The sequence below is a fragment of the Lysobacter sp. HA18 genome (genome assembly GCF_054057595.1).
In genome coordinates this window covers 1,829,253-1,851,958 of the sequence record NZ_JBSRZL010000001.1, presented here as the reverse complement: position 1 = coordinate 1,851,958, position 22,706 = coordinate 1,829,253, and the positions used below count along the sequence as shown (strand labels likewise).

Genomic DNA, 22,706 nt, shown 5'->3' with positions numbered 1-22,706 from the left:
GCCGCACCCGAACGCTCGTTTCGCGGTCACTAGGCCCGCGGCTGCGTCTCGTCGCGCAAGCCTGAAGTCCAGCCGTACTGCAGTACCGGGGCCGCGTGCCTGACGTATTCGAACGAGTCTTCGAAAACAAAGCCGAGCTTGTCCAAGACCCTAATTGAGCCGTGATTGCGGGGATCGACGAGACCGATCACACGCTTCAACCTTAGCGTTTCACGTCCAAAGTTCATGACAGCGACGGCGCTCTCCGTCGCATAGCCCCGCCCCCAATACTCTGGAAGGAAGCGGTACCCAAGATCCGTTTCGCTGATGTGTGGGAGATACTTGAGGCCGCAGAAACCGATGAGCGCGCCCGACTCCCTTTCTATGCAGGCCATACGGCCATAGCCGTAGCGCGCGTAATCGTGGAGCGGCTTCTCCTGCAACGCAATGCGTGCCTCGTCGAGCGACCGGACCGGCTTTTCGCCGGTAAAGCGGAGAACATCCTCATCGGCCACGAGCCGCGCGAAGGCGTCGAGGTCGTCCAGTCGAAACTGCCGAAGGTGAAGCCGTGCGGTCTCGAGCTCCATCTTTTCCACTCTACGCATTGGTGTCGTAATTGAACCAGCGGGCCCGCCACGCGGCCACTGTCGGAACCGACCCATTTCAGGCTCCCGTCGACACATGCGCGCCCAGCGCGCGCCAAACCACGCTTATGTCGCGCCCTGCCCGGGTGGCACGAAGGCTGCCAGCTATCCGCGTACTGACTCCGGGCTGATGCGCGTGGTGGGCCACGACGTCGCAGCACGCTTAGGAGCAATGCCCGCGCCGCCGGTCCGAGCCTAGGCGCGCACTCACGTGTTCGCCAACTCCCATGTCTGCTTCGGGTCGAAAACAGAGACATGCCAGAACGGCCCTTTGAACAAACCGCAGCGGGCGACCTCGGCTGGGTGCACGCTCAGCTCATACGCCGAAGGCTAGCTTTTGGCTTTCCCCAGCCGAGACCCAACATGAGCGACAACCTTCAGGACCGCGGAACGCCCGACAGGAAGCTGATCGCACTTGGTGAAGAGCACGAGGTCCGGTATTGGACCGAGCGCTTCGGAGTTAGCGAAGAAGCGCTCCGTCGCGCGGTAGAGCGCGTGGGCCATTCGGCGGACGCCGTTGAGAAGCAGCTCCGGACCAACTGACGGCAAGTCCCTCAGTGCTGAGCTCTGAGGGCATCGACAACCTCGAGTGAGGGAATGAACGGGTACGGGTGCGCGTATGCCCGGTGCTCACGCCGAATGTCGACGATGCCGTCATGACTATCCGCGTGGGCACGGCAGGCTGGACCGATCCCAGCCTCATCAAATCCAAGCTGTTCTACCCCAAGGGCGTCACGACGGCGGAAGAGAGGCTGCGCTTCTACGCGACCATATTTCCCATGGTCGAGGTCGACTCGAACTATTACGCGCTTCCAAGCGACTCGAATGCCAGGCTCTGGGTGGAGCGCACGCCCGAAGACTTTGTGTGGAACATCAAGGCGTTCCGGCTCTTTACTGGACACCAGACGCCCGTCACGGCGTTGCCTAAGGACGTTGTAGAAGAGCTGGCACCGCACTTCGAAGGGAAGCGCAATATCTATTACAAGGATGTGCCGGAGACGATCCGGGACGAGCTCTGGACGCGGTACGAGCGCGGCGTGCGGCCGTTGCGGGAGGCAGGCCGGTTAGCAGCTCTGCACTTTCAATTCCCCAAATGGGTCACGCCCGCCCCGAACTGGCAGCGTCATCTCGAGGAGTGCGTCGGTCGGCTTCCTGGATATCGACTTGCCTTCGAGTTTCGCAACCGGACGTGGTACGACGGCAAGAACGACCACAAGACGATTGCGATGGAGCGCGACTTGCGCGTTGCCCATGTTGTCGTTGATGAGCCGCAAACCGGTGCGTCGTCGATTCCCCAAGTATGGGACGTCGGGTCGCCCGAGCTCGCCATCGTGCGTATGCACGGGCGAAATCACGAGACGTGGGACAAGAAGGGCCTCAAAGCCGCGAGTGATCCTTTCGACTACGACTATGCCGACGACGAGCTGCGGGAAATCGTCAAGCCAATCAAGAAACTTGCTCGAGAGGCTAAAGAAGTGCACGTCGTGTTCAACAACGACCGCGAGGACCAAGGCCAGCGGAACGGCATGTCGCTGATGAATATCCTGGGCAAGCTAGCCAAAAAGCCCTGATTAGATCGGTGGATGTCCGCTTCCGGCCAGAAGCAGACCTAATTTAGTTATGCAGGTAAAGACCAAGAGCAAACGTGACCGCTGATGCATCATCGCTGTAAGAGCAGATCCGCGATCCCTATGAACTCTTTCGCGATCATTTTCACCTGCGGCGCCACAATGGGCGCGCTTGCCGCGTGCACGCACGACGCTGCAACCGTGGCAAATGGCCGGGCGTCGGTACAGCTAACCACTCAACCTTCGGCGACATCCACGGCCCTGAGCCCAATATCGCCTCAGGTGATCACGATGGAGCAGGTCGACCGCTATTTCGAGGCGAGGTCGGCATTGTCGAAGGCGGCAAAGAGCGACAAATCGCTTGCGGATCTTGAGGCCGTCGAGGCAGAAACCGAGGCCCAGCACGCGACGCGCGTGGCGGCCAATTCGAAGGCTGTCGCCATCCTGGCGCGAGCGGGAACTACACCGGAGGAGTTCGCTCACATGGCGCGGCTGCTTCCCGCTGCATACGTTGCGTACAGCATGCTTCTGTCGGGCCCTGTCACCAAGTTGCCCGAGGGCATCGATCCCGCGCTGGTTGACTTCATGCGTATACACGGTGCGGAGGTCGCAGCGAAAGCTAAAGCCTTGATGTATTGAGGCAACGTGACCTGCCCTAGGGCGAGCCCGCCTAGATCAAGTAATGGGCGACGCTGGTTGTTGCAAGCATGGCCGCACAACAGTCGTCCACTTGGGGTCGAAAGCGGACACTTCGGCTATGGTCGTCTAGCGCCGAGCAGGGGGCGCCTTGTCCGCTCGCCCCATCCGCGGCTGCATCACGCTCGGGCGATTCTTTGCGAACGATGCTGGGTTGGGAAGACAGTGGCACCTTGGTCAAAGCGTTGCTCGGTTTTGGCGTTGGCATGGTCGTCGCCCTCACCTTCAGGATTCCTTTGGTGTTGCTAGCCATCCACGGTCATTTCGCGAGGAGCACCGCCCTGTGGAAGAACATGGAGCGGTACGCGCGCCCCAGCGGCTTCGCAAGCGGCGCCCCGCCCCCTGCTGACACCAGCCAAGACCGCGACGCTCGCGGCAGTGGAGCTAGCTTTGGCAAACGTGCCATCGCGCGGGGCCCGCTTGCTAGCGTCGGTACCGGGCGCGACGCGGGTTGCACGCATCGCGCGTCGCAACGCTTCGGCACAACCACATGCGCTTCCGCCGGAAGCGCATGCGTCCGACGCACTTGCCGGCCGGCGGCGGCTGTCCTCCTCGCCCTCTACTAGAACTGCTGCTTAGGCTCCACGTAGGGCTTGCAGGTCCCTTGCGTTAGCTGCGCCAGCACCGTGTCGGTGTGTTCGATGTTGTAAACCCATCGAAACGCTCCTGTGCGCCGGTTGATGGTCACTCGATCGATATCGACGTTGTCGCAGCCGGCGTCGGCCAAACAGAACGACACGGAGTCGGGAGTGATATTGACCGCGTCGCCATTTGCATGGACGGGAGGCAAGTTCACTGGAACGAACTCGACCATACGCGCAGAGTTCTCGGCCTCGTCAAAGGCGACTCGCCAGATCCGCTTGCCGCCAAACGCTGTTAGGTCGCCCGCAAATTCACCAGTGAAGACGGTCACCTCGCAGCTCAGCTGCTTTTCAGCAGCATGGCCGGCAAGCGGGCACAGCGCCACGACGGCTAACGTTGCATGTGTCACTACTTTAATTGCATTCATGGTGATTCCTTGATGGAAAGATGCGACGCCGCTCTAGCAGCGTCGCCTCAGCCTTCGCCGCGGCAAAGAGTGCAAATGGCGGTCGGATTCTTGACGCAACGGACAAGCACGAAAGCGCCGACGCGTGCCCGAAAGCGCGGCGCCGCCTTCCGAAGGGGCAACTCGACGCGCGGAAATGAATGTTGCGGCCAGAGCGAATGCTGTTAGAACTTTGGCTTGGGTTTGGGTGGCGCCTTATTGCACGTGCCGTGATAGCCGAACTGGAGCGACATGTAGGAGTGGTTTTCCTGCACCGCCATGCTGAGGGCACCTGACGTGCGATCAATTGCCAAGACACTAGCTCGCGTCGTTCCGCCCGAGTCGGTCACAACATCTCGGTTGCACCCGCCAGGCCAAGCGCAGAAGCTGATGGCATCAGGTGTGATGTCCAAGTCACTTACCGTCAACGGCGCGTCGCTGACGCCGCCCGAGCGAAGTTGGGCGCCGGACTTCCAGGACAGCTGCTCTTTGTCGGCATCAAGAAAAAAAACCCAGTCGCCAACTCGCTCTTCCTGTGGCCCGCGATCTAGATTGCTGGCGCTCGCTGTAGCGGTCACGTTGCATACCAACTCCATCGGAGCGGCGTGCGCTGCTCCCGTCGACGCGACTAGCGCGATCGCGGCATATGCAGACTTGGCAAACAGATGAAACATCGCGGGCACAACGTGCCCCGGACTGCGCTTAATCACCGTCATGATCAGTCCTCGATGGAGATGGCGACATCAGCATTGAGCGAATCCGCGCCCAGTCCGGCACAGGCCGATTCACCAAGAAACACGTACTCGTCATTCGGTCGGACCGTCGCGCTCTCACCAGGAGCAGACGTTGTGCCGACATTGGACGAGCCTGAAAAGCAGTTGTAAACCTTGCTTCGACCGGCACCCACCGAACAAGACTTGGCAGTGCTCGAAAGGTTTTCGCATCGCCAAGCAACACGAATTTCGTCTTTATTGACTTTGGTTTTGTACGACACGACGACTGGCGACATCGGCGTGGCCTGATTGATCGGCACCCAGTCTGACCAAGCATCTTGAGCGGAGGCGCTGCTGGAAGATGCAACAGCCACGGCAAATAGAACGAGTCCCAAAGGCTTAACCATGATCCCCCCTGTGCCGGTGCGTCCGGCGCGTGCCGACTTTATCAAGCCGGCAACGCCACGGAAGGCCTTTCTCAGACCGCGGCGCGCGGGAACGTGGAAGAGAGGTCCGAGTCACAGTAGCTCGGAGCTAACGTGCGACTCGGAGGTGTCAACAGCCCGAGTCGCCTCAAGGGACGGCCGTTGATATTGGGCGCGATTGAAGTCCCTGGGCGCACGTCTACCGAGAAGCACAGCGCATGTTGAAGAGGAATGCGCCCGACGACGTGTGCCAAGCCGGGCGGCCAGCAGAACGTTCGCCGATCCGAAATTTCCGCTTCCCGTCGAAAGCGGTCGTCAATGTCGAACCGGGCTCTCCAGCGCGGCTTTTGGCTTTTGGTATTCACCTCGACCGCTGACAGCGCGCCGTCCAAAACTCGCCAAATCGTCGACCCTGTTGTCTAAGCCGGCAGGAGGAACGTGTCCAGATGCTCTCTGAGGCGCGCCAGATCCTGTTCCGTCACTTCAGCTTTTAGGACGTCGTGTAGCCCCGGTTGTCCGGATGCGGATGGGGCCGGGTGATCGACGGGGGTCGCTGGCGGGAAACGTTTCGTCCAGCGCCTCATCGCGTTGAGCGTCTTCCGCGAGCCGCTCCGCCTCGTCGTCACGATTACGAGTCGGGTCTGGCCCCGGTGAGGCGGGCGGCACTGGCCGCTGCGAACTAGTCATTTGGGTGTCCTTGGCCCTGCCCCGGGCAGCCGCCATTTTTACCGGTTCGATCTTCGCAACGTCCGCGTGAGCCGGGGAAGCGTGGGGCAGCGTCCGGCCGTTGAAGCGGCACGCAGCCGGTCGGTCTAGGATGCGGGGCGGGGAGTTACTTCGGAGGCGCAGGTGCCTTGTATCGAACGAGTGGTTCTTTCGAACTTCAAGCGTTTTGACCGAAGGCTTGATCTCAGGTTGGCGCCGGACCTCAACGTCCTGATCGGTGACAACGAAGCGGGCAAAAGCACGATCTTGCTGGCGATCGACCTTGTGCTGTCGGCCAGCCGATCTCGGGTCGAGCACCTCGGGATTGACACGCTTATGCCCGTTGGCGCCGTGAGAAATTTCATGAGCGGGCCGAAGGAGTTCGGCAGGCTGCCTGAGATCCGCGTGGAACTCTTCCTCAGCCCTGGCGGAAATTTCGACTACAACGGGAAAGGCAATAGCGAGCGTATGGAATGCGATGGGCTCAAGATGGTCTGCGCAGTCTCGGACGAGCACTCGCGTCAGGTCGCCGAACTTTTGAAGGACGAGTCAGCGCCCTTCCCCTTCGAATTCTACTCGTGCGTATTTACGACGTTCGCGGAGCAGACCTACTTCGGCGCCCGAAAGCACGTACGACATCTGGTGCTTGACAGCTCGAGGATTGACTCCGAACACGCGACGCGCGAGTACACCCGCTCTCTTTTTTCCGCCCACAGCCAGCCGCATGAGCGCAACCGGCTGCACAGCGCCTATAGGCAAGCGAAGAAGTCCTTCGAGCAAACACATCTTGCCGAGCTGAACGAAAAGACGAACGGCTTCGCTTTCAGCCTACGCACAAGTTCACGGTCAAACCTCGAAACCGATCTCGTGATCCACGAGGGCGAGCTTCCGGTCGAGCTGCGCGGCAAGGGCCGGCAATGCCAGATCAAGGCCGACTTTGCGATGAAGCGAGGCACGGGCGACCGTCTGGACGTGCTGCTTCTTGAGGAGCCCGAGAACCATCTCAGCCACACCGCGACGCGCCAACTGGTCCGAAGCCTGGCCGGCGGCGAGGACCGACAGGTCGTCATTGCCACGCACAGCAGCTTTATTTCCGCTCGGCTCGATCTCCGCAACGCGCAGTTGCTTTCCCCCGCGGGCCGCGGCGTGATCACACTTGCGGAGCTGTCGTCCGACACCGCCAGCTTCTTCATGAAGGCTCCAGACAACAGCATCCTTGAATTTGCATTGTCCGAGCGCGTCATCCTTGTGGAGGGTGACGCTGAGTTCATTCTGATCGAAGCGCTGTACGAAAAGCACTCGGGCGGCACGACCCTGTCCGGCGACCGCGTCCACGTGATCTCTGTCGGCGGCACGAGTTTCAGGCGCTACCTGGAGCTCGCCAAGCTGCTGGGTGTGCGAACCGCCGTCATCCGCGACAACGACGGCGACCCCCAACGCCACTGCATCGACAACTACGCGGACTACGTGGACGAGCGCATCCAGGTCTTCACTGATCCCGACCCGGACAGAAGCACATTCGAAATCTGCCTGTACCGCGACAACACCTCGCTGTGCGAAGTGCATCTCACCTCACCGAAACGACGACTGCCGATCCAGGACTACATGCTCGCCAACAAAACCGATTCCGCGTTCGAGCTGCTGAAGAAGGCCGGAACCGAGCTGGTAGCACCTGCCTACATCAAAGAAGCGATCGCGTGGGTAAGACAGTAGCGTTTGCCGTTGCGGGCTCCGGAAAGACGGAAAGCATCATCCGTCGGCTTAGCCCTGAAACCCGGACGCTCGTTCTCACGTACACCCAAAATACGGAGGAAGACCTCCGCCGCCGAGTGATCAGGCGATTCGGGTACGTCCCGGAGGGCGTTCGCATCGCGACGTACTTTTCCTTCCTGGTGACCTTCTGCCAGCGTCCATTGCTGCATTCGATAATGAACGACCGCGGCATCAGCTTCGATCGCCCGAGCGACTTCGCCAACCGCTTTCCATTAAGCAGCCACAAGCGATACATGGATGGCGCTCGCCGGCTCTACCATTGCCGTCTGGCCAAGCTGCTCGAACGTGAATGCCTGGGCGAGCTCATCCGCCGTCTCGAGCGGTATTTCGATGCGGTGGTAATCGATGAGGTCCAAGACTTTGGCGGGTACGACTTTGATCTTCTGATGGCGCTGTCGTCCGCCAATGTCGACTGGTACATGGTGGGCGACTTCTACCAGCACATCTTTGACACCAGCCGCGACGGAGCGATCAACAAAGCGCTCCACGCCGACGCGGACGCCTACAAGCGCTGCTTCGTTGCACACGGATTCGACCTTGACACGCAGACGTTGAAGGGCAGCCACCGGTGCAGCGTGGAAGTTTGTGCATTCATCCGTCGCGTGCTCGGCGTTCCCATTGAGCCGGCCCGATTGCACTCAAGCAATGTCGTCACGATCAAGACTGCTGGCGAGGCGCGGGAACTGCACGCCGATCCGGCCGTGCTGAAGTTGTTTTACCAAGAGCACTCTCGCTACGGATGCAACTCGTTGAATTGGGGCGCTTCGAAGGGCCTGGATCACTGCGAGGACGTATGTGTGGTACTCAATAAAACGGCATGGACGGGTTACACAAAGAACACGCTCATTGAGGCCAAGCCGACGACACGCAACAAGTTATACGTCGCGGTCTCGAGGCCCCATCGCCATCTCTACGTCCTTGATGAACAACTGCTCGCGACGCTGAAGACGCCCAAAGCCCCGTCCCGGTTGCTGGCGAAAACCTAGTCGGACCCGACGAGCGCACGGGCTCCGCATCCCGCCCGGCCGGTCAGGAGCGGCATGGCACATCGCTCGCTTTCTTGGGAATCTCACCGAGAGTCAATGGCATTCGACATCGTCCATGGTGAACGCACACGTCAGTACGGCACCTCTCAGATTTCGCCCAGAGGCCGTCGGGACACCGCCCTTTGCACCAGCGGAAACCCTAGTGGTCGCGTGGTGATGGCCCGAGAAGTCGCGCAATCTCGGGGTGCGCCATTACTCGGCGACCCAATGGCCCAATTTGACCTAGAACCTGGGCGAGTTCTTGCCGTAGCGCGTCTTTGTGCATGTGTGCGTAAAGGGTGGCGACCTTGATCTGGCGCTCGGGATCCGCGCCCGCGTAAGGAAATGGTTTGGCGGGCTCAAAGGCTTCGACCATCGTTCCGCATCGACGTAGCGAGAGCAAACGCGGTCTCGTCCGTCGCAGCGCGACATGACGCATCAAATCGGGCGCGTCACGGGGCACACGATCATCGCGTGCGTACAGCGGGCAAAGAAAATTCGGCTCCATCGCCTCAACGAGCCGCTCTGCACACCGCATCGGCAGGTTCTGCTGCAGTACCGCCTGCGGTAGCACGTCGTAGATCGCGTCGCAGGCCCAGTTGAAGCAACGTTCGTGCGAGCGCCACACGGCAATTCGTGCGACAGCCATCAACGCGACGAGCGCGTCGAACGTTCCCAGATCGCGTAGCCGAACCACGTCCGTTGGAGCGACCTTGAAATGCGCGCTAAGCGCGCTGAATCGCCGCGCCTCATGGAAGCAACTGCGCGTACAGTCCTCACGGACGTCCAGGCACGCTTCGCACTCGAGCGCAGTGTGGGGTCGGGCGCGACATAGAAAGAGCACGTCGTGTTCCACCCATCGCTTGAAGTCTACCGATCGCTCGGTGTGTTCCAGCGCACGCGCGCACAATTTGCGGGACGGCTTCCCGCCCTTTTCGCACCATCGATAGAAGACATGGGCGACGTCGCAGTCGCGCAGGTCGGGATCCGCAGGCACGAGCCCACACTTCATCGCGAGCTCCAGGTCTGACAGACCTTCGCCGAAGCATTTCGATGCCTCCGCGCGGCACAGCTCCCCGCGCAGCCGATCCACCGCCCGTGCATTCGCGGCGGCGACGGTCTGCTGCGATGTGCGAGCGGCAGTAATGCGAACCTCCCTGGGCACAACGGGCGCGCAGTCAAGGTCAAACGTCGTCGCCGATTTGACCTCGCTCGGAGGGGTGCTGTCGACTAGCGTCGGGCGATGAGCTCTGACCCGGACCAACCCGTCCTGAGCCGGACACCGCCGCTTTCCTCGGGTCTTGCGACCTACGAAGAGCAGCTACTGCGGCTTTACGGTCCGATGCTCGGCGGGCGCGACCTGGCACGCGCCTTGGGCTACCGGAGCGGGGACGCCATGCGCAAGGCGCACAAGCGCGGCCGCTTGCCAATCAGGACGTTCGAACTTGAAGGCCGGCGCGGCCGGTTCGCCGCCACCGCCGATCTCGCGGCGTGGATCTGGCGCCGGCGTGAGGACGTTGAACCCCATCCCATCCCCCCCTGCTGAAGGAGGCAGCCGTCGCTAGACCCGTGGTTTTTCACATCCCGGAAAAAGCTCGAGGCCCGTGCAGGGGCCTCGACGAGGGCGGCTTTCGCGAACTCTCACTCCCGACTGTACGCCGTTTCCGGTCTTCGTCAAGCGCACATCCGTGCGCCCTTTGGGAGTCCGTTATGTCTCGGTCTACTGAACTTCTGAACGCGGTCCAGGTCCTCGATCCCGACCAACTGCCGCTGCCGCTGCCGTCGCACCTGCCGCTGGCCCACAGCGACAAGTACGCCTCCGCGCCTCCACCCCGTCACTTCTGTGTGGGCGTCCACGTCCCCGGCGGACCGGTGTTGCGTCTGGACGTGTTCCTGCATCCGCGATCGAGCGATGTGCTCAGCCATCGCCTGCGGCCGCTCGAGCCGATGCACTAACCGGCCCTCGTGCCTTCCCGTGTCTACGCCGACCCTTTCCGGATCGGCCCTGCGTCGCGCGCCTATCGGGCGCGCCGAGGAGACGTGTCATGCCTGCAGGAACCGCCGCTACAGCTCCCGTCCATGACCTGGACACCCCGCTGCCGCCTCCGCCCCTCGATCCGCGTCTGCCCTACCAACCGCGTCAGCTCACTCGATCCGAACGCAATCGCCGCCTCACAGTGACTTATGAGTCCCCGCGCAACAGGCGGACAATCGTCATTGCCGACGCGCCGAACGTGGCATTGGCGATGCAACTTGAGTTCGACCCGAGCGTCGTGTTCTACATCGAGCGGCCGCGCCGCCTGCAACTCACGCCGAAGCACCAGATCGACGTCAGCTTCTGCGTGCGCTACGCCTCCGGCCGAGAGGAGCTCGTCCTTGTAATTCCGGCCGCCGGACTGGTCGGCAGCACGGGCGGCCTCGTCTCGGTCCGTGACCGCCAGGCGCTTGAGGAGTGCGCGGAACGGCACGGCGTGGCCCTCACCTACATCACCGAAGCCGAGCTGCTGTCGCATCAGAACGCGATCCAGACCGCGTTCGAGATGCTGCCCTGGGTGTGGGCCTACGGGCGCCTGACGGGCCGCTCCAGCATCCGCCACCGCGTGAATGCGCACATGGACGCCGTGCCGCGCGCAACGTTGTCTGGCCTGCTGCGCTCGATCGACGCCAAGCCCAGCCACATGCGCGCGGTCGTCGCCGCCATGGTCCACGACGGTGCCCTCAGGCTGGTCGACTACGTGCCGGGATCGGCGGACGCCATGCTGGAGGTGCGCCATGCGTGACCCCGTGATCTACATGGAGGACCACGAGTTCGACGCGTGGCCCAAACCGCACCTGCCCAGCATCAAGCCGGCTTGGCAACAGCGCTACATCAACGGCCATGACGCGCTGAAAGCCGTGCTCGGCGGTACAGCCACGATCACGCGCGCGGCCGAGAACCACCACCTGTGCCGTAAGCGCCTGAAAGAGATGGTCCGGCGCGCGCCGAAAATGGCGCCCGACGGGCTGCCGTACGGCTTTCGCGCGTGCGTGCCGTACGGGGCGTACTGCCAGACGCAAGCCGCGAATGACGATGCCGAGCCGGCGGAGATGCCCAAGACGGGCGGGCCGCACGCGATGGCGCAGCTGCTGGCGGCGCAGCCCACGATCGCGATCATGGTGGAGGCGTTCACTACGCCTGTTCCCCCGGGCCGTCCGCCCAAGGCGTTCGACAAGCTGCACACCAAGATCGTCAACGAGCTGACGCGTCAGGACTTGGGTGAGTTCTACCCCCTCAATCAGCCCGACGAGGGTCGACAGGCGCTGATGCGCTTCATTCGTCGCCGCCGCATTGATGGCGCACCGGCCGGCGACCTCGACGTGGTGGAGCCCGCCGCCACGTTCGAGGAGATGTTTACCTCAGGCCTGTTTGCCCGTGCGGAGGTCGACGCGCACCGGATTGACATCGAGGATCAGGAGCTCGCGATCCAGATGCCCAATGGCGCGATTGCCAAGCATGCGGTCACGACGTTGTGGGTCCTGATCGAGGTTGAGCGCCAGTCACGCGCCGTAACCGGCTGGTCGCTGCGTTGCGGAGGCTCGTACAACAACTTCGACCTGTGTATCTGCATCGCACGAAGCTTGCGCAACTGGGCACGCCGGGACCTTACGATTCCCGGGCTGCAATACGCGCCGGGCGCGGGCATGCCATCCGGTTTGCTGGGCGAGCGCTCCACGCTTCGCGTGCGTTCGCTCGCGCTCGACAATGCCATAGCCCATTCAGCGCAGGCGTTCGTGCAGGCGTTCTGCCGAGCCCACGGTGGAATGCTCTTTGCGCATCGAGCGCACGAGCCCCGCTCGCGGCCGATCATCGAGCAGCTCTTCTCCCGCCTGGAACGCGGCGCCTTCCGCAAGCTGCCGGGCGGCTTCGAGCCGGCGACGCGGCTCGGCGAGAACCGGCTGCGGATCAGCAATACCTCCGGCAAGGCGCAGCCGATCCTTCTGTCGGCCTTCGAGGAACTGATCGAGGTGTTGGTTGCCAATTACAACGCGACGCCCCACCCGTCGCTCGGCGGGATGAGTCCGATTGAATACTTGCAGATGCAGTCGACCAAGGCGTGGGACTTCATGCCCGACACGGGCAACGACGACGCGGACGACATGGCCAGCAGTCTGGTGCGCTTGCAGGTGCACGGAAACCGCGCCGACGGGGTCATGCCGCACGTGAACTACAAATACGCAAAGTACCGCTCGCCCGAGCTCGACCAACGATGGGAGCTGGTGGGCAAGGAGGTGCTGCTTCGCGTAAACCGGCATGACCTGCGCACGCTCGTCGTCATGCGTTCGGTAACCACGCCGATGTGCGTCGTACGTGCCGCCGCACCCTGGAACCGTACCCCGCATGACGAGACGACGCGCCAGCTGATCATGCAGTGGAGCAAGCTCCGCAAGAAGTTCAGCCTGGTGGGCGTTGATTGCGCGATCGCTGCGTACGTCGAGTTCTTGCGCCGGCACGCCTCGGAGGATGCTCGGTGCGTCGATGAGCTCGGGCGACTTGAGCAGCAGGACCGCGATGCGCTTTCGCATGGCCTCAAGTTGGAGGACATGCCCGCCAAGATTCCCGCGTCCGGATGGTGCTCGTTGGACGACGACGACGAGTTCTAGCTCATCTCACATCCACCACGTCCCTTCTAACCAAGCTGGCCGCGCGGCCGTACTGCGCTGCCGGGAGAACGCCATGACGAACCACCAGGAGCACCCGCTGTGCGTCGAGGACGGATACGCGATCTACACCAAGCCGGTCGAACACCTCGCTAACTTCTTGCTGGCCAACATTGCGGAAGGCCATCACGGCGCGACGGCGGAAGCCGGTGGCGGCGTTGGCAAGAGCACGGCGCTTCGATTTCTTACCGACAACGCGTCTCGCTGGCTCAAGGACGCCCATGGCAACCCGATGGGCGTGGCAGCGCGGATGATCATGCCCAGCGGACAGCGCCGCGGCGATCGCCAGTTCTGGGGCGCGATGAACTCGCGGCTCAAGCTCGGAAACGCGATCCGGTTGGATGCGGGCGTGGCGCTTGAGCGGTTGGTGAACTACATCCGCACGCGGTGCGGCGAGGCCCGACAGCGTCGGATGGTGCTCTTTATCGATAACGCCCAGCGCATTACGGACGCCGAGTACGACTACCTGGAAGACCTCGATGCGCTGATCGCGGAAGAAAAGCTCAGCCTTTTCATCCTCCTCATGCGCCAGAGCGATGCGACCGGCGTCAAGATCAGCGACGACTGGACGAGCCGCCCGTCCCACACGGTGCGGCGGTGGTTCATGGACACCACCTCGTTTCGCCCGCTTATCGGAGTTGCGGACGTCGTGCACGCGCTCGGCAAGTACGACCGGAAGATGACGTTTCCGACGCCCGACACGTCCTTTACGCGGTACTTCGCGCGCGACGCGTTTGACCGTGGGTGGACGCTCTCGAGTCAGGCCGCGCTGATCATTGAAGTCATCAACAGCTTGCGTCGTAAGTACAAGCTGCCGCCGACCGACGCGTGGCCCATGGCGACCTTCACTCTCACCGTGCGCTACCTCCTTGCGGATATCGCGGCGCGTACTCGCGACTTTCGCGGTTTTGACGACAACCAGATCCGCCAGGCACTGGTCGCGAGCGGCTATCTCAGATTGGAATTCGTCCGCGCCAAGCTCTGCCTGCCGGACAACATCGAGCGTGCGCCGGCCCCGGAGCAGAGGGCGGCGTAATGGACTGGCAATCCGTCCTGGCCGGCCGTCGAGCCTGCCCCCTCCTGGGGGCAGAGCTTGACCCGTTCCCGTACATCTCAGGCTACGGCTGCGCGCTTCGGACTACCCGGCTAGGCGTGCTCACCTCGCAAGAAATTACGGCGATGGGCCTTCGGGGAAGTTCTCGCCTAGACGTTCTTGTTGCGACGCAGCAACGGCGTAGCGCGAAGCTGCGGATGCTCCGGGCGTTGGGCCTCGGCGCAACCGCCGTGGGCGCCTTGTGGTCCACAGAGGCATGGTCGCCAGCCCAGCTGGGGGGAAAGCTCGACGCGGCGGCGAGGCCCCTCCGTCAGTGCCCAGGGTGCGCGCAGTACGGCTATCACAGCGCACTCTTCCAGCTACCGACGGTGACCTACTGCCCATGGCACCGCGACCGCCTGACAGACGCATGCCCCTCGTGCGGGAACGCGACCTGGGCTCGTTTCGATCAGCTCCATCGCTTGGCACGTTGCGCGTGCGGCCACGATCCGTTTGACGCGAGGCAGGCATCAACGTTCATGTGGGACTTCCCAACGACGGCGGCGGATCGCTGGTGCAGCCAGTACTTGGAGTGGGCGCGCGTCGAGCGCGAGCGCCGCTGGATCCTGCTTCCGGATCTGCAGCACGCCTGGTCCGAAGGCCTATCCAGCCTAGCGCCGCTCCCAAAGGTTCTCGAGCCCGCCGCCGCGAGTAGGAATACCGAAACGTTCCACGGCGAAGGACCTGACGGCCGCCGTGAGGACTTCTGGGGGTGGACCCAGCTGGGAAGCGACCGGCCGTTGACATTCGTGCCGCTTCGGGGGCAACTGAAGGGCCTGCTTGAAACAGCCACTCTAGGCGCCGTGGCAGCCCTGCCAGAGGACTTTGATACACCCGCCGAACTGGTGCATGGCCGGGGGTTCGAACCCGACTGTGCCCTTGGGGCCAACATTGAGAATCGCGCGGACTGCCTATTCGAACCTTTCGTGGGACGCGACGACGGCAGCGTCTGGCTGAATCTCTCGGCAGTCGACCCCGCGACGCCACTCTATTGCGGGCAACTCATCGAGCTGGTGACGCGGGCGCTCGCCCCCGAACCCGCGGATCCGTTCGAGGATCGTTCTGCACACGTCCTGCGTGCCGAAGCCCTTGCTTCCGTGCAGGGAAGCAGGCACCTGCTGCACGCTTTGGAGGCGCTCCTGACCCAAGGGTTCCGTCAGGGCTTGGAGGCCGTCCTACTCGCAATGGCCCGGGCCAGCGCCGCGGTAGAGGCATCGCGCTGGCTAGCGCCCGTGGTCGAGATTCAGGGTGAAAGGGGAGCGCTCTTTCAGTTGTCCCTAACCTGGGTCCTGGTGCCGCCGCCGAAGCTGCGACGTACGGTCGACGTTCCGGTCGCGACCCGCGCGTCTTCGAAACAGAGATCCGTCAGTTCACGCCGGCTTGGTCGAGCTCGTCGAAGACAAGGTGCCGCGCCGCGGCGTCGCTCCCGGGCCGGGGCACTTTGTCGTCCGACGCGATAAAGATGGGGCGAACTTCACCAGACGGCCCTCGGCTGGGGCCCGTTGTCTTCGGCGGCGCTGACGACTGCGAGGGCAACACACCTACGCAAATGTCGAAAATCCACAACTTACAGGCGGGGCGGTTTATAGTCGTCAATCAATAGCCCCGCCGTCGCCGCCGTGCCACTACGGACGCCCCGGAACCGTAATTCCCGGTTAGCTCCCGGCCGCTGCAGCGTTCGCAGACTCGGTCGTGACGGATTGCCCGGGTCGCCGCCTCGGACCGCCTGACGTGCTCAGCCCGCTGCAAACCGTCCTCGGCGCCGTGTGCTTCGGTTATCCGTTCGTGGCCACGTGGTACTGGGTCGTCGGCGGCCTGATCTTCCACGTGGTGCGCGAGCGCTCCGAACCGCCGTACGACCAGCCACCGGTGCTGGACGACTATCCGCCGGTGTCGATCCTCGTGCCGTGCCACAACGAAGAACGTCAGCTCGACGAGACCTTCGCCGCGCTGGCGAACATCACGTACCCGGATTTCGAAATTGTCGCGATCAACGACGGCTCGCGCGATTCCACCGGCGCGATGCTCGACGCCTTCGCCGAGCGCATCGAGCGTCTCCGTGTCGTCCATCTCGCCGCGAACGCTGGCAAGGCCATGGCGTTGAACGTCGGCGCACTCGCAGCGCGACACGAGCTGCTGGTCTGCATCGATGGCGACACGCTGCTCGATCCGCATGCGGTCGTGTGGTTCGTGCGCCGACTGCAGAACGACTCCGGCATTGGGGGCCTCACTGGCAACCCGCGAATCCGCAATCGAAGCAGCCTGCTGGGGCGCCTCCAGGTCGGTGAATTCTCCGGCATCGTCGGGCTCATCAAGCGCGCGCAGAACGTGTATGGCGGCCTGTTCACCGTCTCTGGCGCCGTGTGCGCGTTCCGCAAGAGCGCGTTGCAGGATGCCGGCTGGTGGACGCATCGAACGCTTACCGACGACGTCGACGTGACATGGCGCATGCAAATCGCGGGCTGGCGCGTCGCATTCGAACCGAAGGCGCTCGCGTGGATCCTCACGCCGGAAACGTTGCGCGGCCTGTGGCAGCAACGGCTGCGCTGGAGCGAAGGCGGCAGCCGCGTCGCACTCGATTCGGCGCGACACGTCTGGCACGGCCGAGGATTGCGCATGTTGCCGATCTGGCTGAACTGGCTGATGGCGAAGATCTGGGCGTATTCGATCGGCCTGATGGTGCTCGCCGGACTCTCGCATCGCGTCGGCATTGACTTCGGTTACGGCGTGCAGGGCATCGGCACCTTGCCTCACGCGGCAGGCCTTCTGCTTACCGTGCACTACGTGGTCCAGGCACTGGTCGCCGCTGCGCTGGATCGCCGCTACGAACCGCAGTCATTCCGATGGGTGTTCTGGATCGTCTGGTATCCCGTCGTGTTCTGGTTGCTGCAGGCGATCACTGCGATCGTCGGCCTGCCCCGCGCGATTTTTCGCCAGGACAGCGGACGCTGGAGCAGCCCCGATCGTGGTTACGTCGAATGAAGTGGCCCCCGCTCGTCGACGATGGACGCGTGCCCGATGGGGTGGCCGCCCGCGATTTCGTGCTGACGTCTGCCGCATGGTGCGTGCTGATCGCGCTAGCCCACGACCTGATCGCGATGTCGCACTACTGGCTCGCGCTCGTGTTCGGTCGCGTGCCCCCTACCCCGCCCTGGCCCGCCGGAACGCTGCTGGTGCAGATGACGCCGTACCTGCGCGTCGTCGCGATTCTCGTCGCGTGGCTGCTGTTTTTAGCCGCGTTGCGATGGCGACGACTGGTTCGTGTCGGCCCGTCGCTACGCGTCCCGCTGCCGGTGAACGCGGTCGACTATGGGCAACATTTCGGCGTCGATGCCTCGACGCGTGCCGTGCTGCAGTCGGCCAAATGCATGACCGTGCGCATGCAGGGCCGAACCGTTGTTCGTGTCACCGTCGATGCGAACGATCGGGCGTCGAGCTAGTACGTTCGCGACGGCTGCGCTCCACACCACCTGCGATGATGCGCGCTCCTGTAGGCACAGGGCGTGTGTGTCTCCTGTCTGCCGGCGTTGTCGTTTCGATGTTCGCTACACCTCGTTGGACGTCCTTCAAAAAAAGAAATGTGCGCGCTTCGCGATCAGCCAAAAAGCCGTGTCGGACAGCCACGCGACCGTCGGGGTGGCGGACAGAGTTCGCATCAAACCAAAGTGAGCCGCCGCCTGCTTGATGCCGCAGAGGTCAGCGCCCGTCAGTTCGGTGCAGGCACCGGCGAAGCTTTTCTCCAGCCGATGTGGACTCGTCATGCGGTGATTCGAACGATCCACCGTCGCTGTCGAAGCGGCTACGCGAGAGCTGTGCGTCCGTTCGCGTGATGCCCTTCTCGGCTGCAGCGCGCTTGCCCAGACGAAGCCGCTTTGCCGCGCGCTTAACTCAGGTGTCAGATCGCCTGAACGTGACCGTAGGTAATTAGTACTCAGTGCGCGATTGCATATCGTCCTAAAACGATTGCACGCGACTGGCAACTAATCGTGTCGGTGCGCTAGCGACCGTTGCGCCGCGAAGATTGGATCGTGCATGGAGATATGGATCACATGACGGTAGGTAAGGAGATCGATCAACGCACCGGCACACAAACGCACGGTGCCGAGCGCGGGCTGAACCGCTTCGAGGGATTCAGCGACGCCGTTTTCGCCATCGCACTGACGCTGCTGATCGTCGAGATCAAGGTTCCCGGGTCTCCCGACGGCCCGCACGGTTACAGCGATCTGGTGTCTGCCATGTCGGAGCAGTGGCGCGAATTTCTTGCGCTGGCCCTCTGCTACATCGTGATCGGAGCCTACTGGGTGCAGCACCATTACTCGGGGCGCATCTACTCGAAGAGCGATCACTGGTTCAGCGTGATCAACCTGCTCTTCCTGCTGGCGGTCGTCGTCATTCCTTATCCGGTTCGCGTCTGGTGCTTCCACCTTGGCACGCGCTTCGAGCCGGTCGCGTCGGTGACTCTGGTCGCTGGTCTCGCAGCGACCGCCTGCACCTGGATGGCGAAGTGGTTCTACGGAATGGCAGGCCGCCGCGTAATGGATGAACGGCTGGCGCCGGATTTCCTGCGGCAGATGACGCGCCGCTATGGCATCGCGATGCTGATTCAGATCGCTGCGGTACCGGTCGCGATTGTTGCGCCACGCCTCGGAGTGGCCGTCGCGCTGCTGTGCGTTGCCCTGTTCCTGCTGCCGCAGCCCAAGCCGCGCTACAAGCCTGGGGAAGAGCCGGATGAGGCTGAGAAGTTGAAGGAGTAGCGGCTGCGCGAAGTTGAGCTGGTGTGTAGCGTCCTCGTGGATGCCCGCTTTGTGTCAGAGCGGACGTGGACCCTAACGGTGGGTGGAACACAGGTTGCTGGGGCGCGCACGCGAAGCGAACGGAACGCTTGCGAGCGAGCCTCGCAGCGGGCGTTTCGACACACCAACCCGCGCGTCGCCGCACCCGTGCCGCTCAGACGTCCACGCGGAAGTGGAAGCAGTTCACCGTCATGGCTTCACGGAAGTAGAAGCGGTGCGCGGCCGCGCGCTGCACGCCGGAGTCCAGATGCAATTCCCTGCAGCGGGCTGCGCGCGCTTCCGCCTTCAGCCAGTCGAGCAGCGCGTGGCCAAACCCCTTGGAGCGAACGCGCTCGTCCGTCGATAGATCGTCGACGTAAAGCAGCCGCCCGGCGTAAAGCATTTCGAAGACGCGGAACCCGGCAACTGCGCGTACCTCATCGCCATCGAACAGAGCGGCCTGACGATAGCCGCCGTCCATCATCCGTCGCACGGTCGGCAGGTAGTCTTCGTCCGCGATCGATGTTCGCAGTTGGCGCATTACGTCGCGCGCGCTGAGTATCTCGCTGTCGGTCTTCAGCTCCACGATTTTCACGGCTCACCCCGGCGCTGACGGAACAACTCTCGGTTGGTCGCTCGTCGGCCACTGCGCCCTGCGCAGCTCGCAGCGATTGCGATCCGGAAGTGGAACCGAGCCTAGCGTCGACCAGGCAGCGCGACGAGCCGCCGGTCATCTTTGCCCGCATGGGCATACGGAAGACGCGTCGACTGGTCGGTGGCCGGCCCATGCCGCGTGGCGGAAGGCAGGCTGGTCATCGAACAGCGCGCGGAAGGTCAGCGTCCGCCAGCACCACCGGCTACGCCGATCAGCTTGACCAGACACACCGCTCGACCGTCGACCAGCGGCGCCGCTCTCCAGCCCCAGCGCAAGCCAACCTCGATCTTCGAAGCCATACTCGGCGCATGACCACCCTCCCCCTACTCGACCCGCAACCGTTGAGCCACGCCACCGCCCTGCCCGCGAGCTTCTATGTCGGCGCGGATATGCCCGCACTCGACCGCGCGCTCGTGTTCGACCGAACGTGGCAGCTGATCGCACACGTCTGCCAGTTGCGCGGTGCAGGCGACCACGTCGTCGCGGATTTCGCTGGATTGCCGGTGATCGCAGTACGCGGTGCGGACGGCGACGTTCGCGTATTCCACAACGTCTGCCGACATCGTGCGGGCCCGATCGCGACATGCGATGGCTTGGCCGCAAAGTCGCTCCGTTGCCGCTATCACGGCTGGACATATGGACTTGACGGCGTGCTGCGCTCGGCGCCCGAGATGGGCGGCGCGCAGGATTTCGAAGCGTCGGATGTGCATCTTCCGCAGCTCGCGGTGCGTGTGTGGAACGGGCTGGTGTTCGCTGCGGTCGATGAGGCGCACGCACCGGACTTCGACGCATTCGTGGCGGGCATCGACGAGCGTCTCGGCCCGACGCGCGGGCTCGAGCGCTACGGTCACCATCGGCGAGTGAGCTATGACGTGGGATGCAACTGGAAGGTCTACGTCGACAACTATCTCGAGGGCTACCACGTCCCGCACATCCATCCGGGACTGAACCGGTTGCTGGACTACCGCAGCTACATCACGGAAACGGCCGAGTGGTATTCGTACCAGTGGAGTCCGCTGGAGAGCGGCGACGCGCTGTATGGCGACGGCGACGCGCTGTACTACTGGATGTGGCCGAACACGATGCTCAACATCCTGCCGGGGCGTCTACAGACGAATCGCGTCGTGCCGCGTGGCGTCGACCGCTGCCGCGTCGAGTTCGATTTCTATTACGCGATGGACGACAGCGACCAGAGCAAGTCGCGACGCGAGGCTGATCTCGTGTTCAGCGACGAAGTGCAGCTCGAAGACCTGACGATCTGCGAAGACGTGCAACGCGGGCTTGCATCGGGCTCCTACGTTCCGGGGCGACTGAATCCGCTGCGCGAGAACGCGGTGCATCACTTCCAGGAGTTGTTGCGCGGGGCGTATCGGTCGTCGCGTGAGTAACGCCCGTCCGCTCGGCCTGTGGTCGGCGACTGCGCTGGTCGTCGGCAGCATGATCGGCTCGGGTGCGTTCCTGCTGCCGTCGGCGCTGGCGCCGTTCGGCACGGCAAGCCTCGTCGGCTGGGCCGTCACGTTGTGCGGTGCGTTGCTGCTTGCGTCGACCTTCGCGCGGCTGTCGGCACAGTGGCCGCAAAGCGGCGGGCCGTACATCTACGCACGCAACGCGTTCGGGGAGCTGGTCGGTTTCACCGTCGCGTGGAGTTACTGGATTTCGGTGTGGTGCGCGAACGCCGCGATCGCGGTGGCGTTCGCCGGCAGCCTCGGTGCGCTCGTACCAGCAGCGACCTCGACGCCTGCACGCAGCGCGGCATGTGCGCTGTTCGCGTTGTGGGCCTGCACGTTCGTAAACCTCGCGGGCGTTCGAGAAGCCGGGCGGATGCAGGTGGTCACCACCGTGCTGAAACTTCTGCCGCTGCTGTTGTTCGGCGGCATCGCGGTGTGGGCGGTCGATACGTCATCGCTCACGTTCAATCCGACCGGTCAGTCGCTGCCCTCCGTCGCACAATCGACGGTCGCGCTGACGCTGTGGGCGCTGCTTGGTCTCGAAGCCGCGACCGTGCCGGCAGGCGCTGTCGACGATGCGGAGCGCACGGTGCCGCGGGCGACGCTGATCGGCACGCTGCTGGCGGGCATCGCGACCGTACTGGCGTGCACGACCGTCGTCGCGCTGCTGCCGAGCGCACAGCTGGCGAACTCGTCCGCGCCGATGGCCGACACCGCACGCCTGCTGTGGGGCCCGACCGCAGGACGCGTGCTCGCCGCAGTGATGGCGGTCTCTTGCTTCGGCGCGCTGAATGGTTGGGTGCTGGTCTGCGGGCAGGTGTCGCTGGCCTCTGCTCGCGACGGCGTGTTCCCTGCCCTGTTCGAGCGATGCGACAAGCGCGGTACGCCTGTGGCCGGCCTGCTGATCGGGTCGGCGCTGTCGAGCGTGCTGGTGATGTCGAACTACAGCCATTCGCTCGTGCAGGTGTTCACGTTCTCGATCCTTCTGTCGACGGCGGCGACATTGCTGCCTTACGTGGTGAGCAGTGCGGCTTGGCTGCGACAACGTGGTCGTCCAGGACGTGTGATTGCAGCGCTCGCCCTCGTCTACGCGCTGTATGCGCTCAGCGGCATCGGCGGTGAAGCGCTTGCATGGGGCGGCGTGCTCATCCTTGCGGGGATGCCGCTGTATGCGTGGCGACGATTCCTGTCGCAACCGCAGCGGCGCTGACGCATCTGCGGAGTTGTGGGGTCGCTTGCTGACTCGGAACCGAGGAGGCCTGCGCCGTGCTCCGCTCACCGACCACGCCGCCAAGTCGCACGGCGCCGACCCGTCACCACGGTCGCGCCCGGTCCAGAACCCGGCGTCGATGACCAAGCAAATACGGTTCCGACGAACGTCGCCCGCTCCGGCGGCCTCGCGGGACTCAATCGTGCTATCGCCGATATCTGGGGTCGCCACGGCGCTTCGTACCCCCGACGTCGAGCGCGCTCGTGTGCAGGAGG

General features: G+C 63.5%; 23 protein-coding genes. 16 read left to right on the top strand and 7 right to left on the bottom strand.

The window, feature by feature from the left end:
• Nucleotides 1-29: 29 nt before the first annotated feature.
• Nucleotides 30-566, bottom strand: a complete 537-nt coding sequence (locus tag ACVWWW_RS09215; RefSeq protein ID WP_196804369.1) for a GNAT family N-acetyltransferase — start codon at nt 564-566, stop codon at nt 30-32.
• Nucleotides 567-986: 420 nt separating this feature from the next.
• Here ACVWWW_RS09215 and ACVWWW_RS09210 point away from each other — a divergent pair, with 420 nt between their 5' ends.
• From ACVWWW_RS09210 to ACVWWW_RS09200, 3 genes are all read left to right on the top strand, one after another.
• A complete protein-coding gene (locus ACVWWW_RS09210) occupies nt 987-1,166 on the top strand; it encodes a DUF3606 domain-containing protein (protein ID WP_027083154.1) in 180 nt (59 codons plus the stop codon).
• 113 nt (nt 1,167-1,279) lie between these two features.
• A complete protein-coding gene (locus tag ACVWWW_RS09205) occupies nt 1,280-2,194 on the top strand; it encodes a DUF72 domain-containing protein (protein ID WP_027083153.1) in 915 nt (304 codons plus the stop codon).
• A gap of 288 nt (nt 2,195-2,482) precedes the next feature.
• Nucleotides 2,483-2,830, top strand: a complete 348-nt coding sequence (locus tag ACVWWW_RS09200) for a hypothetical protein (RefSeq protein ID WP_036142005.1) — start codon at nt 2,483-2,485, stop codon at nt 2,828-2,830.
• Between the two features lie 619 nt (nt 2,831-3,449).
• Here the strand turns inward: ACVWWW_RS09200 and ACVWWW_RS09195 are convergent.
• From ACVWWW_RS09195 to ACVWWW_RS09185, 3 genes are all read right to left on the bottom strand, one after another.
• The gene (locus ACVWWW_RS09195; RefSeq protein WP_036142002.1) at nt 3,450-3,896 is read right to left on the bottom strand and encodes a hypothetical protein; all 447 of its coding nucleotides are present in this window, start codon (nt 3,894-3,896) and stop codon (nt 3,450-3,452) included.
• Between the two features lie 203 nt (nt 3,897-4,099).
• Nucleotides 4,100-4,630 carry a hypothetical protein gene (locus ACVWWW_RS09190; RefSeq protein WP_027083149.1) on the bottom strand — a complete coding sequence of 177 codons (531 nt, stop codon included), beginning with the start codon at nt 4,628-4,630 and terminating at the stop codon, nt 4,100-4,102.
• Nucleotides 4,631-4,632: 2 nt separating this feature from the next.
• Nucleotides 4,633-5,034, bottom strand: a complete 402-nt coding sequence (locus ACVWWW_RS09185; RefSeq protein WP_155914299.1) for a hypothetical protein — start codon at nt 5,032-5,034, stop codon at nt 4,633-4,635.
• 236 nt (nt 5,035-5,270) lie between these two features.
• Here ACVWWW_RS09185 and ACVWWW_RS09180 point away from each other — a divergent pair, with 236 nt between their 5' ends.
• The 3 genes from ACVWWW_RS09180 (at nt 5,271) to ACVWWW_RS09170 (ending at nt 8,516) form a co-directional block, all read left to right on the top strand.
• On the top strand, nt 5,271-5,429 hold the full coding sequence (locus ACVWWW_RS09180) for a hypothetical protein (protein ID WP_155914297.1): 159 nt from the start codon (nt 5,271-5,273) through the stop codon (nt 5,427-5,429).
• 472 nt (nt 5,430-5,901) lie between these two features.
• The gene (locus tag ACVWWW_RS09175) at nt 5,902-7,470 is read left to right on the top strand and encodes a TOPRIM nucleotidyl transferase/hydrolase domain-containing protein (protein ID WP_027083148.1); all 1,569 of its coding nucleotides are present in this window, start codon (nt 5,902-5,904) and stop codon (nt 7,468-7,470) included.
• On the top strand, nt 7,455-8,516 hold the full coding sequence (locus ACVWWW_RS09170) for a hypothetical protein (RefSeq protein WP_051235172.1): 1,062 nt from the start codon (nt 7,455-7,457) through the stop codon (nt 8,514-8,516). Before ACVWWW_RS09175 ends, ACVWWW_RS09170 begins: the two co-directional genes overlap by 16 nt.
• Before the next feature lie 199 nt (nt 8,517-8,715).
• Here the strand turns inward: ACVWWW_RS09170 and ACVWWW_RS09165 are convergent, their stop codons facing one another.
• Nucleotides 8,716-9,648: a hypothetical protein gene (locus tag ACVWWW_RS09165; RefSeq protein WP_155914295.1), complete on the bottom strand. Its 933-nt coding sequence runs from the start codon at nt 9,646-9,648 to the stop codon at nt 8,716-8,718.
• A 150-nt stretch (nt 9,649-9,798) separates the two neighbouring features.
• Between ACVWWW_RS09165 and ACVWWW_RS09160 the strand changes: the two genes are divergently transcribed.
• The 7 genes from ACVWWW_RS09160 to ACVWWW_RS09130 all read left to right on the top strand — a co-directional run bounded on the left by ACVWWW_RS09160 (nt 9,799) and on the right by ACVWWW_RS09130 (nt 17,786).
• Nucleotides 9,799-10,101, top strand: coding sequence for a hypothetical protein (locus tag ACVWWW_RS09160; RefSeq protein WP_051235170.1), 303 nt, complete (start codon nt 9,799-9,801; stop codon nt 10,099-10,101).
• Between the two features lie 164 nt (nt 10,102-10,265).
• The gene (locus ACVWWW_RS09155) at nt 10,266-10,511 is read left to right on the top strand and encodes a hypothetical protein (protein ID WP_027083146.1); all 246 of its coding nucleotides are present in this window, start codon (nt 10,266-10,268) and stop codon (nt 10,509-10,511) included.
• An 89-nt stretch (nt 10,512-10,600) separates the two neighbouring features.
• Entirely contained in the window at nt 10,601-11,335 is a 735-nt protein-coding gene (locus tag ACVWWW_RS09150; protein ID WP_027083145.1) for a hypothetical protein, read from the top strand.
• Nucleotides 11,328-13,196 (top strand): hypothetical protein, encoded by a 1,869-nt coding sequence (locus ACVWWW_RS09145; protein WP_036141998.1) that lies wholly within the window; start codon nt 11,328-11,330, stop codon nt 13,194-13,196. Before ACVWWW_RS09150 ends, ACVWWW_RS09145 begins: the two co-directional genes overlap by 8 nt.
• A 73-nt stretch (nt 13,197-13,269) precedes the next feature.
• Nucleotides 13,270-14,289: an AAA family ATPase gene (locus ACVWWW_RS09140; protein ID WP_081672104.1), complete on the top strand. Its 1,020-nt coding sequence runs from the start codon at nt 13,270-13,272 to the stop codon at nt 14,287-14,289.
• 1,788 nt (nt 14,290-16,077) lie between these two features.
• Nucleotides 16,078-17,328, top strand: a complete 1,251-nt coding sequence (gene pgaC, locus ACVWWW_RS09135; RefSeq protein ID WP_051235166.1) for a poly-beta-1,6-N-acetyl-D-glucosamine synthase — start codon at nt 16,078-16,080, stop codon at nt 17,326-17,328.
• Nucleotides 17,325-17,786, top strand: a complete 462-nt coding sequence (locus ACVWWW_RS09130) for a hypothetical protein (RefSeq protein WP_027083141.1) — start codon at nt 17,325-17,327, stop codon at nt 17,784-17,786. Before pgaC ends, ACVWWW_RS09130 begins: the two co-directional genes overlap by 4 nt.
• 126 nt (nt 17,787-17,912) lie before the next feature.
• Here the strand turns inward: ACVWWW_RS09130 and ACVWWW_RS09125 are convergent, their stop codons facing one another.
• Nucleotides 17,913-18,107, bottom strand: a complete 195-nt coding sequence (locus tag ACVWWW_RS09125) for a hypothetical protein (RefSeq protein ID WP_027083140.1) — start codon at nt 18,105-18,107, stop codon at nt 17,913-17,915.
• 279 nt (nt 18,108-18,386) lie between these two features.
• On the opposite strand from ACVWWW_RS09125, the gene ACVWWW_RS09120 reads away from it, so the two are divergent.
• Complete coding sequence (locus tag ACVWWW_RS09120; RefSeq protein WP_196804368.1) at nt 18,387-19,100, top strand: TMEM175 family protein; 714 nt, start codon at nt 18,387-18,389, stop codon at nt 19,098-19,100.
• Between the two features lie 193 nt (nt 19,101-19,293).
• Here ACVWWW_RS09120 and ACVWWW_RS09115 read toward each other — a convergent pair whose 3' ends face one another.
• Complete coding sequence (locus tag ACVWWW_RS09115) at nt 19,294-19,704, bottom strand: GNAT family N-acetyltransferase (protein ID WP_196804367.1); 411 nt, start codon at nt 19,702-19,704, stop codon at nt 19,294-19,296.
• Nucleotides 19,705-20,081: 377 nt separating this feature from the next.
• On the opposite strand from ACVWWW_RS09115, the gene ACVWWW_RS09110 reads away from it, so the two are divergent.
• Nucleotides 20,082-21,161, top strand: a complete 1,080-nt coding sequence (locus ACVWWW_RS09110; RefSeq protein WP_027083137.1) for an aromatic ring-hydroxylating dioxygenase subunit alpha — start codon at nt 20,082-20,084, stop codon at nt 21,159-21,161.
• Complete coding sequence (locus ACVWWW_RS09105; RefSeq protein WP_456998676.1) at nt 21,154-22,431, top strand: amino acid permease; 1,278 nt, start codon at nt 21,154-21,156, stop codon at nt 22,429-22,431. Before ACVWWW_RS09110 ends, ACVWWW_RS09105 begins: the two co-directional genes overlap by 8 nt.
• The last annotated feature ends 275 nt before the right edge of the window (nt 22,432-22,706 follow it).

Bases quoted from the DNA above. Each gene is read 5' to 3' on its own strand.
- ACVWWW_RS09215 (WP_196804369.1), bottom strand. From the start codon at position 566: ATGGAGCTCGAGACCGCACGGCTTCACCTTCGGCAGTTTCGACTGGAC.
- ACVWWW_RS09210 (WP_027083154.1), top strand. From the start codon at position 987: ATGAGCGACAACCTTCAGGACCGCGGAACGCCCGACAGGAAGCTGATC.
- ACVWWW_RS09205 (WP_027083153.1), top strand. From the start codon at position 1,280: ATGACTATCCGCGTGGGCACGGCAGGCTGGACCGATCCCAGCCTCATC.
- ACVWWW_RS09200 (WP_036142005.1), top strand. From the start codon at position 2,483: ATGGAGCAGGTCGACCGCTATTTCGAGGCGAGGTCGGCATTGTCGAAG.
- ACVWWW_RS09195 (WP_036142002.1), bottom strand. From the start codon at position 3,896: ATGAATGCAATTAAAGTAGTGACACATGCAACGTTAGCCGTCGTGGCG.
- ACVWWW_RS09190 (WP_027083149.1), bottom strand. From the start codon at position 4,630: ATGACGGTGATTAAGCGCAGTCCGGGGCACGTTGTGCCCGCGATGTTT.
- ACVWWW_RS09185 (WP_155914299.1), bottom strand. From the start codon at position 5,034: ATGGTTAAGCCTTTGGGACTCGTTCTATTTGCCGTGGCTGTTGCATCT.
- ACVWWW_RS09180 (WP_155914297.1), top strand. From the start codon at position 5,271: ATGTTGAAGAGGAATGCGCCCGACGACGTGTGCCAAGCCGGGCGGCCA.
- ACVWWW_RS09160 (WP_051235170.1), top strand. From the start codon at position 9,799: ATGAGCTCTGACCCGGACCAACCCGTCCTGAGCCGGACACCGCCGCTT.
- ACVWWW_RS09155 (WP_027083146.1), top strand. From the start codon at position 10,266: ATGTCTCGGTCTACTGAACTTCTGAACGCGGTCCAGGTCCTCGATCCC.
- ACVWWW_RS09150 (WP_027083145.1), top strand. From the start codon at position 10,601: ATGCCTGCAGGAACCGCCGCTACAGCTCCCGTCCATGACCTGGACACC.
- ACVWWW_RS09145 (WP_036141998.1), top strand. From the start codon at position 11,328: ATGCGTGACCCCGTGATCTACATGGAGGACCACGAGTTCGACGCGTGG.
- ACVWWW_RS09140 (WP_081672104.1), top strand. From the start codon at position 13,270: ATGACGAACCACCAGGAGCACCCGCTGTGCGTCGAGGACGGATACGCG.
- ACVWWW_RS09130 (WP_027083141.1), top strand. From the start codon at position 17,325: ATGAAGTGGCCCCCGCTCGTCGACGATGGACGCGTGCCCGATGGGGTG.
- ACVWWW_RS09125 (WP_027083140.1), bottom strand. From the start codon at position 18,107: ATGACGAGTCCACATCGGCTGGAGAAAAGCTTCGCCGGTGCCTGCACC.
- ACVWWW_RS09120 (WP_196804368.1), top strand. From the start codon at position 18,387: ATGGATCACATGACGGTAGGTAAGGAGATCGATCAACGCACCGGCACA.
- ACVWWW_RS09110 (WP_027083137.1), top strand. From the start codon at position 20,082: ATGACCACCCTCCCCCTACTCGACCCGCAACCGTTGAGCCACGCCACC.